Source organism: Streptomyces sp. NPDC016469, from assembly GCF_040632905.1.
Taxonomy (GTDB): domain Bacteria; phylum Actinomycetota; class Actinomycetes; order Streptomycetales; family Streptomycetaceae; genus Streptomyces.
Map to the genome: position 1 here is coordinate 45,948 of NZ_JBEYCQ010000035.1, position 14,893 is coordinate 60,840.

General features: G+C 72.7%; 11 protein-coding genes. 6 read left to right on the top strand and 5 right to left on the bottom strand.

The window, feature by feature from the left end; all coding sequences use genetic code 11:
• Positions 1-4 precede the first annotated feature (4 nt).
• Positions 5-928, top strand: coding sequence for a hypothetical protein (locus ABZ565_RS30240; protein ID WP_361033792.1), 924 nt, complete (start codon positions 5-7; stop codon positions 926-928).
• Between the two features lie 74 nt (positions 929-1,002).
• Here ABZ565_RS30240 and ABZ565_RS30245 read toward each other — a convergent pair whose 3' ends face one another.
• Positions 1,003-2,049 carry a lactonase family protein gene (locus ABZ565_RS30245; protein ID WP_361033795.1) on the bottom strand — a complete coding sequence of 349 codons (1,047 nt, stop codon included), beginning with the start codon at positions 2,047-2,049 and terminating at the stop codon, positions 1,003-1,005.
• A gap of 123 nt (positions 2,050-2,172) precedes the next feature.
• Positions 2,173-3,666 (bottom strand): FUSC family protein, encoded by a 1,494-nt coding sequence (locus tag ABZ565_RS30250; protein ID WP_361033798.1) that lies wholly within the window; start codon positions 3,664-3,666, stop codon positions 2,173-2,175.
• A gap of 333 nt (positions 3,667-3,999) precedes the next feature.
• On the opposite strand from ABZ565_RS30250, the gene ABZ565_RS30255 reads away from it, so the two are divergent.
• The 3 genes from ABZ565_RS30255 to ABZ565_RS30265 all read left to right on the top strand — a co-directional run bounded on the left by ABZ565_RS30255 (position 4,000) and on the right by ABZ565_RS30265 (position 6,506).
• The gene (locus ABZ565_RS30255) at positions 4,000-4,590 is read left to right on the top strand and encodes a lytic polysaccharide monooxygenase auxiliary activity family 9 protein (RefSeq protein WP_361033800.1); all 591 of its coding nucleotides are present in this window, start codon (positions 4,000-4,002) and stop codon (positions 4,588-4,590) included.
• Positions 4,591-4,730: 140 nt separating this feature from the next.
• Positions 4,731-5,204, top strand: a complete 474-nt coding sequence (locus tag ABZ565_RS30260) for an Lrp/AsnC family transcriptional regulator (RefSeq protein WP_164398671.1) — start codon at positions 4,731-4,733, stop codon at positions 5,202-5,204.
• A gap of 204 nt (positions 5,205-5,408) precedes the next feature.
• The gene (locus ABZ565_RS30265; protein ID WP_361033824.1) at positions 5,409-6,506 is read left to right on the top strand and encodes a serine/threonine-protein kinase; all 1,098 of its coding nucleotides are present in this window, start codon (positions 5,409-5,411) and stop codon (positions 6,504-6,506) included.
• Here ABZ565_RS30265 and ABZ565_RS30270 read toward each other — a convergent pair whose 3' ends face one another.
• Together ABZ565_RS30270 and ABZ565_RS30275 are read right to left on the bottom strand one after the other, a co-directional pair.
• Positions 6,507-7,499 carry an aldo/keto reductase gene (locus tag ABZ565_RS30270; RefSeq protein WP_361033803.1) on the bottom strand — a complete coding sequence of 331 codons (993 nt, stop codon included), beginning with the start codon at positions 7,497-7,499 and terminating at the stop codon, positions 6,507-6,509.
• Positions 7,496-8,416 (bottom strand): aldo/keto reductase, encoded by a 921-nt coding sequence (locus tag ABZ565_RS30275; RefSeq protein ID WP_361033806.1) that lies wholly within the window; start codon positions 8,414-8,416, stop codon positions 7,496-7,498. Before ABZ565_RS30275 ends, ABZ565_RS30270 begins: the two co-directional genes overlap by 4 nt.
• Before the next feature lie 336 nt (positions 8,417-8,752).
• Here ABZ565_RS30275 and ABZ565_RS30280 point away from each other — a divergent pair, with 336 nt between their 5' ends.
• The gene (locus ABZ565_RS30280) at positions 8,753-12,235 is read left to right on the top strand and encodes a M28 family peptidase (RefSeq protein ID WP_361033827.1); all 3,483 of its coding nucleotides are present in this window, start codon (positions 8,753-8,755) and stop codon (positions 12,233-12,235) included.
• A 58-nt stretch (positions 12,236-12,293) separates the two neighbouring features.
• On the opposite strand, the gene ABZ565_RS30285 is transcribed toward ABZ565_RS30280, so the two are convergent.
• A complete protein-coding gene (locus ABZ565_RS30285) occupies positions 12,294-13,736 on the bottom strand; it encodes a helix-turn-helix transcriptional regulator (RefSeq protein ID WP_361033809.1) in 1,443 nt (480 codons plus the stop codon).
• A 464-nt stretch (positions 13,737-14,200) separates the two neighbouring features.
• Here ABZ565_RS30285 and ABZ565_RS30290 point away from each other — a divergent pair.
• A partial coding sequence (locus ABZ565_RS30290; RefSeq protein ID WP_361033812.1) for a discoidin domain-containing protein occupies positions 14,201-14,893 on the top strand: 693 nt, incomplete at its 3' end.

The window sequence follows — 14,893 nt, forward strand, 5'->3', positions numbered from 1 at the left end:
CGCCATGAGCACCCCCACTGGGCCCGCTTCCGGCCTGCCTGTACGAATGCCGCGACCTCGCCAGTCCGGACGGCACCGCCGCCCGGAGCCCGTGGTCGCACCCGAGGGCGCTGCCGCGCTCGTTCTCGCCGTTCCCGGTATCCCTTCCTCGACGAGCCGCGGTCTGGCCGAAGAGGTCATCAGCATCGCCCGTTCCGAGCTGCCCGGTCTGAACGCCCTGATCGGTTACGTGGACGGGGACGACGCCGAGTACCCGGCGCTGGCCTCCGTGATCGCGCATTCCGCCGCCGAGCGCACCGCGCGCTACGAGCAGGCGCTGGCCGTGGGCCGTGAGGTCGCCGAGCCCGAGGGCCCGGCCGCCGTGGTGGTCCCGCTGCTCGCGGGCCCGGACAGCTCGCTGGTGCAGCGGATACGTCAGGCGATCACCGACAGCGACGCCCCGGCCGAGCTGACCGACGTGCTCGGCCCGCACCCGCTGCTGGCCGAGGCGCTGCACGTCCGGCTGTCGGAGGCCGGGCTGGCCCGCGCGGACCGGGCCAGGCTCTTCACGGTGGCGACGGCCGCCGACGGCATCGTGCTCGCCACGGTGGGCGGCGAGGAGGCCGTGCAGGCGGCGGGGATCACGGGCATGCTGCTCGCGGCCCGGCTCGCGGTGCCGGTGATGGCCGCCGCGCTCGACGTGGAGGGTTCGGTCGCCGCGATCGCCGATCAGCTGAAGGGCTCCGGCTCGCTCCAGCTGGCCGTGGCGCCGTACCTGGTGGGCCCCGAGGTGACGGAGGACCTGCTGGACGCTGCGGCGAAGGAGGCCGGCTGCGCGAGCGCCGAGCCGCTGGGCGCGTACCCGGCGATCGGCAAGCTGGTCCTCTCGATGTACACCTCGGCCCTCGGGATCGCTCCCCCGGTGGCCCAGGGGGCGCAGGCCCGCTGACCCTTTCGGCATGAGCGAGGCCCCCGTACCCGACGGCAGTCCGGTACGGGGGCCTCGTGCATGGGCGGAGCGGATCAGCCGAAGATCACGCAGGAGGCCGCCGGGGCGTCCAGGGAGCCGTCGTGGCGCGGGACACCGGTCTCCGGGTCCACGGTGAACCAGGCGACGTTCCCGCTGCGCTCGTTGGCCGCGTACAGCCTGCGCCCGGCCGGGTCCAGCGCGAGGTCGCGGGGCCAGTGCCCGCCGCAGCCCACGGTGGTGACCAGGGACGGCTTCTCACCGGTCGCGTCGAGCGCGAGGACGGAGATGCTGTCGTGGCCCCGGTTGGCCGCCCACACGAACCGGCCGTCGTGGGCGACGACGACCTCGGAGGCGTAGCTCTCGCCGGTCACACCGTCGGGGAGCACCGGGGTCTCGCCGACCGGTTCCAGGACGCCGGCCGTGGCGTCCCAGCGGCACACGGTGAGCGTGGGCTCCAGTTCGTTGAGCACGTAGGCGTGGCGGCCCGAGGGGTGGAAGGCCAGGTGGCGGGGGCCGGTGCCGGGGCGCAGGGCCGTCTCGCCTTGCGGGCGCAGCTCGCCGGTGGCCGGGTCGACCGCGCAGACCCGTACCGAGTCGGTACCGAGGTCGACGCTGAGCACCCAGGCCCCGGAGGGGTCGGGCAGGACCTGGTGGGCGTGCGGGCCCTCCTGGCGGTCCGCGACCGGTCCGCCGCCCTCGTGCGCGAGGACCGCCGCGACGGGGCCGAGGGTGCCGTCCCCGGCGACGGGCAGCACGCTGACACTGCCCGAGCCGTAGTTCGCGGTGACCAGGTGGCCGGCGGCGAGGGTGAGGTGGGTGGGGCCGTCGCCGTCCACCGCCCGGACCTCGCCGAGCGGACGGGGTTCGTCCGTGGTGACGTCCAGGGCCGCCGCACCGCCCGGCTCGGTCTCGCTGACCGCGTACAGGACCGTGCCGTCGGCGGCGAGCGCCAGGTAGGAGGGGTCGGGCACGGCATCCGTGGCCCCCAGGACCGTGAGCGCGCCGGTCTCCGCGTCCACGGCGGCGACGGTGACGCCCCGCCCGCCCGCCGAGGTGAACGACCCGATGAATGCCCGTCCCGCTCCGTTGCTGCTGTCCACCGCTGCTCCTCCCCGCCGGCTGTGCGCGGCGGACGTGGCCGTCGTGATCTTTTGCGGCGACGGTAGCAGTGCGGTGGTGCGGTCTAGACCAAGGGTGTCGGATCCGGCCGCGCCCGAGGAGGGTCAGGCCGTGACCAGGGGTGCGCTCGGCGGGCTGTGCAGCGGTGCGGCGAGTTCGGCGAGCGCGCGTTCCAGGCTGTGCAGGTGGGCGAGGGCGGGTTCGGTGGCGGCGGGGTGCGGCGGGACGGCGGACGGGACGGCCGTACGGCCGGTCAGCGCCTCCACCGCGTTCTCGACGCGCCAGCAGGCGGCGGCGAGCCGGGCGTCGTGGGACGCCTCCGGGTCGGCGGCCACCGAGGCGAGGCCCCGCACCTCGCGGGCGCACGCGTCGAGCAGGGCCAGCACGTGTCCCGCTCGGGCCCGGCGGGCACGGAGCGGGCTCAGCGGGTGGACCAGCGGGGCGAGCGAGAGGCGGACGCGGCCGAGGAGCACCTCCAGCTCGGCGATGCGCGGGGCCGGGTCGGCGGTGGCGGAGCCGGAGAGCCGGGCGGCGGCCTCCTCGGTGCAGGCGTGCACGCAGCGCAGGGCGCGCTGGATCCAGGCGTCGGTCGTGGCGTGCGTGGTGACGGGCAGGACGCACAGCACCGCGAGCATCGCGCCGAGCGCGCCGACAGCGGTCTCGCCGAGTCGCAGGGCGAGCAGCCCGGGGTCGAGCACGCCCAGCGAGCCGTAGAGCGCGCCGGCCATGACCGTCACGGAGAGCATCATCCAGGTGTAGGAGACCGCGGCCGTGTAGAAGATCCCGAACACCCCGGCGGCGACGACGAGGGCCGTGGGCACGGGCGCACCGTGCAGCGGGACGACGACGGCGAGGCCGACCGGGATGCCGATGAGGGTGCCCAGCACCCGGCGGAAGCCGCGTACCAGGGTCTCGCCGCGGGAGGCGGTGTTCACGAAGACCCACCAGGTGGCGCCGACGGCCCAGTACCAGCGCTGGTCGGACATCAGCTGCCCGGCCATGAGCGCGACGGCTCCGCCGGTCACCGCCTGGACGGCCTGGCGGGTGGTGACCCTGGCCAGGCCGGTGCCGGCGGGCGGGGCGGGGGCGGCCGGGGCGGGCAGCCGGCGTTCGTAGCACCAGAGGCCGAAGCGGACGGCCGAAGCGGAGAGCAGGGACAGGGCGACGGCGGAGTAGAGCTCGGGGAGCTGCCCGGGCAGGGTGTGGAGGAACTGCGTGGTGAAGAACGCCATGAAGGCGAAGACGCCGAGGGAGTGCCCGCGCGGCCCCCACCGCCTCGCGTAGACCCCCGCGCCCATGACCGCGAGGAACGCGGTGTCGCGGGCGAGCGGGTGGTCGTGGAGTACGGCGGCGAGCGCGAGCACCGGGAAGCCGGCGGCGGGCAGCAGCGCGGTGGTGACCGCCTGGCCCCGGACCGTGGGGTCGCTGACGGTGAACAGGGCGAGCAGGGCGGCCAGGCCGCCGGTGATGGCCGCCACGAGCGAGTGGCCGACGAGCCCGCACACCACGACGGCGAGTCCGATGCCGAGCACCGCGCGGCAGGCGAAGCGCAGCCGCATCCGCCCGGGATCCCGGGCCACGAACGCTTTCCTCAGCACTGCTGCTCCCCCACTTCGGTCCACCGGCTCTCCCTTCCAGGCACAGGTTCAGGCACGAAAAAGGCGCCGCGGAGGTCCGCAGCGCCATCGACGGGTACATCAGACCATCCGAGGGGCGGTTGGCTCAAATTGACCTCGAATCACTGGACCATTGGTCCACCCCGAAGCACATCCGGGCGACCAGTCGGCGGCCAACGGATCAGCACAGCCGGGAAGCCGCCGCGCGAGGCGCCCTTCCTTGGTCTAGACATGTCAAATTGCCATCGCTACGCTCACCCTTGGTCTAGACCGCAGCACCCTCCGGACATCACCCCACATCTCCAGGAGCGACGTATGCGCAAGAAGATCACTTCGTTACTGGCCGGGCTGGCGGTCGCCGGTGCGGCCCTGCTGGCCACCTCGGCCCCCGCCCAGAGCCACGGCTACACCGACTCCCCCATCAGCCGGCAGCAGCTCTGCGGGATCGGCACCGTCAAGCGCTGCGGGCAGATCCAGTGGGAGCCCCCGAGTGTCGAGGGCCCGAAGGGCTTCCCCACCCGCGGCCCGGCCGACGGCCACATCTGCTCGGGCGGCATCGGCCGCTTCTCCGAGCTGGACGACCCGCGCGGCGGCGCCTGGCCCGCCACCAAGGTCACCGCCGGCCAGACCTACACGTTCAACTGGCGGATCGAGGCCCGGCACGCCACGACCGACTTCCGCTACTACATCACCAAGGACGGCTACGACCCCGCCAAGCCGCTCACCCGGGCCGACCTGGAGACGCAGCCGTTCCTCACGGTGCCCTTCGGCGGACGGCTGCCCGGCTCGACGGTCAGCCACTCCGGCGTACTGCCGCAGAAGTCCGGCAAGCACCTGATCCTCGGCGTGTGGACGATCGCCGACACCGGCAACGCGTTCTACGCCTGCTCCGACGTGCAGTTCTGACCGTCCGGTCCGTGCCCCGCGCCACCCGCCCGTGCGCGGGGCACATCCGGCCGGCGCGGTGACGCGCGGCCCGCCGCGGACGGAGGTCGTTGGTACAGTCGCTGGCCCCCGAAGGACGCACCGAAAGAGGCCGGCGAAGCATGGCGGTGGACGCGCTCGACACCCGTATCCTGCGGCTGCTCATCGAGCAGCCGCAGACGAGCGTGCGCGAGTACGCACGCATCCTGTCCATCGCCCGGGGCACCCTCCAGGCGCGCATCGACCGGCTGGAGCGGGACGGCGTGATCACCGGGAGCGGCCCCTTCCTCTCGCCCGCCGCACTCGGCCACCCGGTCCTCGCCTTCGTGCACCTGGAGGTCACGCAGGGCCACCTGGACGAGGTGGGCGACGCACTCGCCGCCGTGCCCGAGATCATCGAGGCGTTCTCGACCACCGGCGGCGGCGACCTGCTGACCCGGGTGGTCGCCCGGGACAACGGGCACTTGGAGGACGTCATCCAGCGGCTCATCCGGCTGCCCGGCGTGGTCAGGACCCGGACCGAGGTCGCGCTGCGCGAACGGGTGCCGCACCGGCTGCTTCCCCTGGTCGAATCGCTGGGCGGCGCCGCCCGCTGAGGAGGGCCGGTCGTACGGGGTCCGCGCGCCGGATATCCTGATCTTGCCGCGCTCCCCCCACCCCGCTCTCGCCCCGGCGAGGCCGTCGCCGCGGCAGTCGAAGCGGCCCTCGGACACGGCCTAGGCCCGAGCTATCGAGATTGGTGTGCACAGGTGCTGGTTGCTGGTCGGTACCGGCTGATATCCGCCATCGGCCGGGGCGGGATGGGTGAGGTCTGGCGGGCCACCGACGAAGTCCTCGGCCGTGCCGTCGCCGTGAAGCTGCTCCTCGGGGAACACGCCGACGAGTCGGCCACCGCCCGGTTCCGCCTGGAGGCCCAGACCGCCGCCCGCCTGAGCCACCCTCACCTGGTGGCCGTCTTCGACTTCGGGGCGTGGGAGAACCGGCTCTTCCTCGTGATGGAGCTGGTCGAGGGCCGGAGCCTGGCGGATCTGCTGCTGGCCCAGGAACGGCTCGGCCCCGAACAGGCCGCCCGCATCGCGGGACAGGCCGCCGCCGGGCTGGCCGCCGCGCACCGGCAGGGCATCGTCCACCGCGACATCAAGCCCGGGAACCTCATGCTGGACGGCGAAGGCACCGTCAAGATCGGGGACTTCGGCATCGCACAGTTCGTGGACGACCCGTCCGCCGCGCTGACGACGACGGGCCAAATCGTCGGTACGAGTCTCTACCTCGCCCCGGAGCGGGCGCTCGGCCGCACGGCCGACGCCGCGTCCGACATGTACTCGCTCGGCTGCGTCGTCTACCAACTACTGCTCGGTGAGCCGCCGTTCCGCTCGGACACCGCGACGGCCACCCTGTACCAGCACGTGGACACGCCTCCGGTGCCGCTGCGCCGGCGCGGCGTGGACGTCCCCGCCGCCTTCGACACGTATCTGCTCGGCCTGCTCGCCAAGCAGCCGGAGGACCGGCCCACCGCCCAGCAGGTCGCCGACTGGTTCCACAGCGACGCCTGGCGGGGCCGCCCGGAACCCCTGCCGCCGCACCACCCCGCGCCCGCTCAGCCGCCCGCCGCCGCGCACTACCCCGCGACGCCCTTCCCCGCCGCGCCCGCCCCGCTGCCCGGAGCGGACTCCGGTGCGCCGACGACGTACCGGCTGCCGGAGGCACCGACGGGACACGGGACCGTGCACGGACATGGCGGGCACGGGCGGCGTGCGGCGGCCAGGACCGGGGCGGGCCGGCGGCGGACCGCCGGCGAGGCGATCCGGCGCCGGCCCAGGGTGGCCAGCGCCATCGCGGGTGCGATCGCCTTTCTCGCGGCCGTGTTCCTGGGGATGAGCCTGTTCTCCGGGCGGTGACTACCAGCGGTCGTGGACCGTCGCGCGGAACCGCCGGTCGTAGAGGTCGCGCACCGCGTCCAGCGTGCTCTGCGGGAGCGGGGCGAGCGCGGCGGCGGCCGCGTTGGCCCCTGCCTGCTCCGTCGAGCGCGCACCGGGGATGACGCTGGTGACGCCCGGCTGCTGGACGATCCAGCGCAGCGCCGTCTGCGCCGGGGTCGCGCCCTCGGGGGCGAGCGCGGCGAACTCGGCGGCGGCCGCCACACCCGTTCCGTAGTCGACGCCGGAGAAGGTCTCGCCCTGGTCGAACGCCTCGCCGTGCCGGTTGAAGGTGCGGTGGTCCTCGGGGGCGAAGACGGTGTCCGCGGTGTACTTGCCCGAGAGCAGACCGGAGGCCAGCGGCACCCGGGCGATGATGCCCACCCCGGCCGCCCGCGCCGCCGGCAGGACCTCGTCCAGCGGCTTGAGGCGGAACGGGTTCAGGATGATCTGGACGCTCGCCACCCCCGGCCGGGCGATGGCCGTCAGCGCCTCGGCGCACGTCTCGACGCTGACCGCGTAGGCCGCGATCCGCTGCTCGGCGACGAGCGTGTCCAGCGCGTCGTACACCTCGTCGGAGGAGTAGACGGGGGTGGGCGGACAGTGCAGCTGGACGAGGTCGAGGGTGTCGACGCCCAGATTGGCGCGGGAACGGTCGTTCCACGCGCGGAAGTTGTCCAGGGTGTAGTTCTCCGGCACCTGGTCGACGCGGCGGCCCATCTTCGTCGCCACGAAGACCCCGGCATCGGGCCGCTCCTTCAGATAGCGGCCGATGAGCTGTTCGCTGCGGCCGTCCCCGTAGACGTCCGCCGTGTCGAAGAAGGTGACCCCCGCTTCGACGGCCGCGTCGAGTACTCCGAGGGCGTCCGCCTCGCGGACCTCGCCCCAGTCCCCGCCGAGTTGCCAGGTGCCCAGTCCGACGACCGACACGTTGCGTCCGGTCCTGCCCAGTTCGCGCTGTTCCATGAGGATCATGCTACGTCCGCCCCTGCAGCCTGCCCGAGCGCGGTGAGGCGCGCCATCTCCTCGTCGGTCAGCCGCAGGGCGCCCGCCGCCACGTTGGCCTCCAGGTGGGCGGGGTTGCCGGTGCCCGGAATGGCCAGGACGTGCGGGCCCTGCTGGAGGGTCCACGCCAGCCGGACCTGGGCGGGCGAGGCGTCGTGGGCGCGGACCACGTCGAGCAGCGCCTCGTGCTCGGCGCCGGCCCCGGACTCGCGGCCGGCGCCCGCGATCGCGTAGAAGGGGACGAAGGCGATGCCCAGTTCACCGCACATGCGCAGGACCTCCTGGGAGCCGGCGCGCCGCTCGCCGATGCCGTAGGGGTTCTGCACGCAGACGACGGGTGCGATGGCCCGGGCCTCGGTTATCTGCTCCGGCCACACGTTGGAGAGGCCCAGGTGGCGGATGAGCCCTTCCTCGCGCAGTTCGGCCAGGGCACCGAAGAGCTCGGAGACGGGGCGGTTGCCGTTCATCCGGAGGTTCACCACGTCCAGGTGGTCGCGGCCGAGCTGGCGGATGTTCTCCTGGACCTGGCCGCGCAGCTGCTCGGGGCGGGCCCAGTCGATCCAGTCGCCGGAGGGGCCGCGGCCCGGACCCACCTTGGTGGTGATGACCAGGTCGTCCGGGTAGGGGCCGAGCGCCCGGTTGATCAGCTCGTTGGCCGAGCGCAGGGGCGAGAAGTAGAAGGCCGCCGTGTCGATGTGGTTCACGCCCAGCTCGACGGCGCGGCGCAGCACCGCGACGGCCCGGTCCCGGTCGTGCGGGGTGCGCTCGTCGCTGAACGCCGCGCCGTTCTGGGTCAGCCGCATGGCGCCGAAGCCGATCCGGTTGACGGTCAGATCACCGAGCCGCCAGGTGCCGGCGGCCGCTGCGGTGAGGGAGTGCGAGGTCAAGGCTGGTGCCTTCCGTGTGGGTGGGGCGAAGACCAGGAAACGAGGTGGCATATGAGGGGCGGCCAGAAGTGCTTGTCCGCTTGCCGATTCAGTGATATGCTCGCCTCGACAGTTGCGTGTTGATCACCGTTCTGGTGAGAGTGCAGGATAACTTCCGCCTCCCCGCCTGTCCATCCCCTTTTCGCATGCGCATCCCGCGGCGCGCCCGTCCGACTTGACGAGACTTGCCAACTCCCCTGCAGGCGCCCGCAGTTCGTTGACGGGGTCATGACCACATGTGAGTGTTCGGTCGCTCGATCACGGACACCATGAGGAGCCTCGATGAAACGCAGACCGATGACGGCCGGGACGACCCTGGCCGTCCTCGCCGGAATGCTGGTCGCCGTCAGCGGCCCGTCCGCCTCGGCGGACCCCACATCCCCTCCCGCCCCCAAGGCACTCACCACCGCCGTCTCGGCCGCCGACAAGGCCGCCGCCAGCGGGCTCGACACCTTGGCCAAGGGGCCGGACGAGCGCTACGAGCGCCGGATGGTCACCCCGTGGATCAACGGCCTCTACTCCGTCGCGTACGAGCGCACCTACCGCGGCCTGCCCGTGGTCGGCGGGGACGCCGTCGTGGTGGCCGACTCCAAGGGGCGGGTGCGCGGTTCGCAGTCGGCGGTCTCGCGGCGCATCAACGTGCCCACCACCGCGACCGTCTCCGCGAAGACCGCCGAGGCCACCTCCCGCGAGCGGCTGCGGACGGTGGACGAGGTCGAGAGCCACCGGCTCGTCGTCCGGGCCACCGGCAAGCGCTCCCGGCTGGCCTGGGAGACCGTGCTCACCGGCCGGACCGCGAAGGCGCCCAGCCGGCTGCACGTGTTCGTGGACGCGGGCACCGGCGCGGTCATCGACAGCTACGACGACGTCCGGGCCGGCACCGGAAACAGCCAGTGGAACGGGCCGAATCCGCTCACCATCAACACCACTTCCTCCGGGGGAAGTTACTCGCTGCGCGACCCGAGCCGTACCGGCCTCAGCTGCGCCGACTACAGCACCGGGAGCGTCTTCACCAAGTCCACCGACTCCTGGGGCACCGGCAGTGCGTCCAGCAAGGAGACCGGCTGCGTCGACGTGATGTGGGCGGCCCAGCACGAGTGGGACATGCTGCGCGACTGGCTCGGGCGCAACGGCCACGACGGCAACGGACGCAGCTGGCCGGTCAAGGTGGGCCTCAACGACGTCAACGCGTACTGGGACGGCTCCACGGTCTCCATCGGCCACAACCAGGCCAACCAGTGGATCGGCGCCATGGACGTCGTGGCCCACGAATTCGGCCACGGCATCGACCAGTACACACCGGGCGGCGCCAACCACGAGTCGGGTCTCGGCGAGGCCACCGGCGACATCATGGGCGCGCTGACCGAGGCGTACACCAACGAGCCCACCCCTTACGACGACCCGGACTACACTGTCGGCGAGAAGATCAACCTCGTCGGCAACGGGCCGATCCGGGTCATGTACAACCCCGGCCAGACCGGCGACCCGAACTGCTACAGCTCCTCCATACCCAACACCGAGGAGCACGCGGCGGCCGGACCCCTCAACCACTGGTTCTACCTGCTCGCCGAGGGCTCGAACCCCGGCGGCGGCAAGCCCTCCAGCCCCACCTGCAACAACTCCGCGGTCACCGGTGTCGGGATCCAGGACGCCGGCAAGGTGTTCTACGGCGGCATGCTCCTCAAGACCAGCGGTATGACGTACAAGCGCTACCGCACGGCCACCCTCACCGCGGCCAAGAACCTCGACACCACGTGCACGCTGTACAACCGCACGAAGGCGGCGTGGGACGCGATCAGCATTCCCGCCCAGAGCGGTGAACCCACCTGCTCGCCGAGCGGCAACAACGACTTCTCGCTGTCCCTGGACCCGGCGTCCGGCTCGGTGAAGCCGGGCAGCTCGGTGACGGCCACCGTCCGCACGACGGTCACCTCCGGCAGCGCCCAGACGGTGAACCTGTCCGCGAGCGGCCTGCCCAGCGGGGCGACCGTCTCGTTCAGCCCGGCCTCGGTGCAGTCCGGCGGCACCTCCGCCATGACCGTGGCGACGACATCGGCCGCCGCCCCCGGCTCGTACACCTTCACCGTGAAGGGCGCGGGCACCCAGGACCACACCGCGCAGTACACCCTCACCGTGAATGACGGCGGCGGCACGCCCGGCGGCAACCCGCCCGACATCGACGTCGCCAAGGTGCAGGCGCACCTCACGCAGTTCAACACCATCGCCTCCCAGAACGGCGGCAACCGGCGGGCCGGGAGCAGCGGCTACAACGCCTCGCTCTCCTATGTGAAGGGCAAGCTCCAGGCGGCCGGCTACACCGTCACCGAGCAGACCTGCGCCACCTGCACCTACACCGGAAAGAACCTCATCGCGGACTGGCCCGGCGGGCCCGCCGACAGCACCGTGATGTTCGGCGCGCACCTGGACGGCGTGTCGGCCGGACCCGGCATCAACGACAACGGCTCCGGCTCGGCGACCCTGCTGGAGAACGCGCTCGCCCTCGCCCAGCAGAACCCCACCATGACCAAGCACGTCCGGTTCGCCTGGTGGAACGGTGAGGAGCAGGGCCTCCAGGGCTCCGAGTACTACGTCGGCCAGCTGAGTTCGGCACAGCGCAGCGCCATCACCGCCTACTACAACTTCGACATGGTGGCCTCGGTCAACGGCGGCTACTTCGTCAACAACCTCAACTCCGCCGCCTCGGCCCCGATGAAGGCGTACTGGGTCTCCCTGGGGCTCGCCCCGGAGGAGAACGTGGAGGGCCAGGGCCGCTCCGACGACTACTCCTTCCAGCAGGCGGGCATCGCGACCTCCGGGTACGCCACCGGGGCCAGTGACACCAAGACGTCCGCGCAGGCGTCCAAGTGGGGCGGCACGGCGGGCCGTTCGTACGACCCGTGCTACCACTCCTCCTGCGACACCACCGCCAACATCAACGCCACCGCGCTCAACCGCAGCGCCGACGGGGTCGCGTACACGCTGTGGAAGTCCGCCGTGGGCTCCACCGCGCCCGCGAACGACTTCTCCGTCTCGGTGAACCCGGTCTCGGGGAGCGTCCAGCCGGGCGACTCGGTCACCGCGACCGTGTCCACGGCCACCACCAGCGGCGACGCGCAGAGTGTGCGGCTGTCGGCGTCCGGTGCGCCGAGCGGTGTGACCGTCTCCTTCTCGCCCACGTCCGTGCAGTCGGGCTCGTCGGCCACGATGACGGTCTCCGCGAGCGCCCAGGCCGCGGCGGGTACGTACACACTCACCGTGACCGGAACCGGCACGGCCACCCACACCACCACGTACTCGCTGGTGATCGGTGGCGGGGGCACCTGCCAGCCCCGGCAGGTCGTGACCAACGGCGGGTTCGAGAACGGGACCGCGCCGTGGACTCAGACCGACGGTGTGATCAACAACCGGACCTCCGAGAAGCCCGCCCACAGCGGCTCCTACCAGGCGTGGTTCGGCGGCTGGGGCAGCACCCACAGCGACACCGCCACCCAGTCGCTGACCGTGCCGGCCGGCTGCTCGACGTACCGGCTGTCGTTCTATCTGCGCACCGACACCGCCGAGACGCCCGACGGGAACGCGTACGACACGTTCACCGTGAAGCTGGGATCCCGGACACTGGCCACGTACTCCAATCTCGACGCGGCCAACGGCTATGTGCTCAAGACGTTCGATGTCGCGTCGGCCGCCGGGCAGACGGTGACGCTGGGCTTCACCAGTAAGGAGGACGCCTACGCGCAGACCAGCTTCGTCGTGGACGATGTGGCCCTCGACGTGAGCTGACCGCCGAAGGCGTGTGCACGAGGGGCGGGGCGTGGACCACACGCCCCGCCCCTGTGCTTCAGCGGACGACGGCGGCCAGCCTGCGGACGAAGTCCTCGGTCTCCGTACACCCCTCGGAGCGGCCGGCCAGTCGCCCGTACAGTCCGCGCAGCTCCTGGCCGAGCAGGGTCGCGGGGTGCACCTCGGTGCTGTCGAGGACCGGTCCGGCCACCGCCGACGCGGCGGCCGGTTCACCCGCGCAGACATAGGCGTCCGCCGTGCGGGCCAGGAACAGCTTGCGGGCCGAGTGCAGGCCCGGCGGCAGCAGCCGGATCGCACTGCCGGCCGCGTCCAGGGCACGCAGCGCGTACCGGCGCTCCCCCGTCGCGGCGGCGAGGTCGCGCAGCGCGCCCGCCGCGCCGGACTCCACCCGCAGGCGCACGGAGGCGACGGAGAGCCAGGGCGCCTCGGCCTCGTCCCGCTCACCGGCCAGGTCCATCTGCGACCAGGCGCGGGCGATGTGGTGCAGGGTCCGGTCGGCGTCCCCGCGCACCGCGTGGCCGCGCGCCTGGTACAGGTCGCTCATGGCCCCCGCCCAGTGGCGGCCCGCCGCTGCCGGGCGGATGGCCTCGCCGTACGCGAGGGCGGAGGGGCCGTCGCCCTCCAGCCGGGCCAGGGTGCTCATGTCGCTGAGCGCCGCGACCCGGACGCCGACATGGCCGGACATGGCCGCCCACACCAGGGAGCGGTCCAGCCAGGCCATCGCCGTGCCGTTGCGGCCCCACAGGAGCCTGAGGCAGCCGGCCGACTGCGCGTACTCGGCGGCCAGAGGGGCGAGTTGGCGCTGGTACGGGGCGGCGGGGAGGGCCATCCAGCGGAGCATCGCGTGCAGGGTGCGCTCGACCACGGCGGTCGCTCCGGGCCAGGCGCGCTCCTCGTCGGCGCGCAGACAGACGGCGAGCAGCGCGGTCAGGGCGTGCACCGTGTCGGTGTCCAGGGCGGGGCGGTTGACCGCGTCGGGCCCCTGGGCGCAGAACCGCGCGTGCAGGGCGACGGCATCGGCGAGCCCCGGGACCGTACAGCCGTCGCGCCCGTGCAGCGGGCAGACCAGGCCGTACGCCGGCAGCCGGCCGGGCAGGACGGTTCCCGGGGGCAGCATCGCCGGGAGTTCCCCGCCGGCGGGCTCGCCGGGCAGCGGGTCCTGCCGGAGCGGGGCGGGCAGGGGCCCGGGGACGACCGGGACCGCCTCCGCCCGCTCATTCGCCTCGGCCTCCTCGCAGGCGGCGACGAGGTCCCCGTCGGCCCTCAGCAGCTGATCCAGGCGGCGGGCCAGGGGGAGCGGGGTGCGGCGGCTGCCGTGTTCGAGTTTGCTGATGGCGGTGTGGTCGTAGCCGACCCGGGCGCCCACCTGGGCCTGGGTGAGACCGGCGCGCCTGCGCCAGAGACGCAGCCGGGTGCCGAACGCCCGCCACGCCCGGACACCCCGGGCGTCCGCGGGTGCGGGGCCCGTCACCTCGGTCACCCCGGACCTCGTCGTGCCTGGTCAGCGGTGCTTCTCGCGCCACGCTCACGGCTCATGCCCCGGAGGATAGCGAGGGGCCGGGCCCGCTGTCCTCGGGGCGGGAACAACATGTCCGGTAACAGGCGCGGCCGTTGGCGGCGGAGAGGTCCGTGCGTCCGCCGCGCACGGCCGGTGATTGCGGCGGCAACGATCCGCTCGACCGCGCTCACTCCCCGTACACACCCCGTCATCACCTGAACCGATGGGCCGTCAGCTCGCGGGCAGCGGCGCCTGCAAGATGGCCGCAAGGCGGACACTCGTGAGCTTTCCGTCGCCAACTGTTGTCCCCAAGGTCATGCGAACAAGCTGTTGTGGCACACCTATTGACGCGTCGTGAGCCAGGGTGAAGTATCCCCATCGGCCGGAGAGAGCGCTCTCCGGCTTCGTGTCGTGCACCCGTTCCGCGACTCAGGAGACAAGCCCCCATGTATGGACCCCCCTCACTCCGCAGACCCGCAGCTTCGACCGGAAGAAGACGCACCGGTGTGCTTGCCACCGTCGCCGGTCTCGTCGTCTCGCTCCTCGCTTTCGTGCCGTCCACCTCGGCCGACGCGGCCCCTTCGCTGCTCTCGCAGGGCAAAACGGTGACCACGTCCAGCCAGGAGAGCGCCGGCACCCCCGCCACCGCCGCCGTCGACGGCGACAACGGCACCCGCTGGTCGAGCGCGTTCTCCGACCCGCAGTGGATCAAGGTCGACCTGGGCACCTCCGCCTCGGTCAGCCAGATCGCGCTGAAGTGGGAGGCCGCCTACGCCAAGAGCTACAAGATCGAGTTCTCCACGGACAACAACACGTGGAGCACCGCCTACTCGACCACCACGGGCCCCGGCGGCAACGAGACGCTGAACGTCTCGGGCTCGGCCCGCTATGTGCGGCTGACCGGCACCGCCCGCGCCACCGGGTACGGCTACTCGCTCTGGGAGTTCCAGGTGTTCGGCACCACCGGCGGCGGCGGTGGCCCGCAGCTCCCGGGCGGCGGTGACCTCGGCCCGAACGTCCTGGTCTTCGACCCGTCGACGCCCAACATCCAGGCCAAGGTCGACGAGGTGTTCAAGCAGCAGGAGTCGGCGCAGTTCGGCAACGGCCGCTACGCGCTGCTCTTCAAGCCGGGCACGTAC

Bases quoted from the DNA above. Each gene is read 5' to 3' on its own strand.
- ABZ565_RS30240 (WP_361033792.1), top strand. From the start codon at position 5: ATGAGCACCCCCACTGGGCCCGCTTCCGGCCTGCCTGTACGAATGCCG.
- ABZ565_RS30255 (WP_361033800.1), top strand. From the start codon at position 4,000: ATGCGCAAGAAGATCACTTCGTTACTGGCCGGGCTGGCGGTCGCCGGT.
- ABZ565_RS30260 (WP_164398671.1), top strand. From the start codon at position 4,731: ATGGCGGTGGACGCGCTCGACACCCGTATCCTGCGGCTGCTCATCGAG.
- ABZ565_RS30265 (WP_361033824.1), top strand. From the start codon at position 5,409: ATGGGTGAGGTCTGGCGGGCCACCGACGAAGTCCTCGGCCGTGCCGTC.
- ABZ565_RS30270 (WP_361033803.1), bottom strand. From the start codon at position 7,499: ATGATCCTCATGGAACAGCGCGAACTGGGCAGGACCGGACGCAACGTG.
- ABZ565_RS30280 (WP_361033827.1), top strand. From the start codon at position 8,753: ATGACGGCCGGGACGACCCTGGCCGTCCTCGCCGGAATGCTGGTCGCC.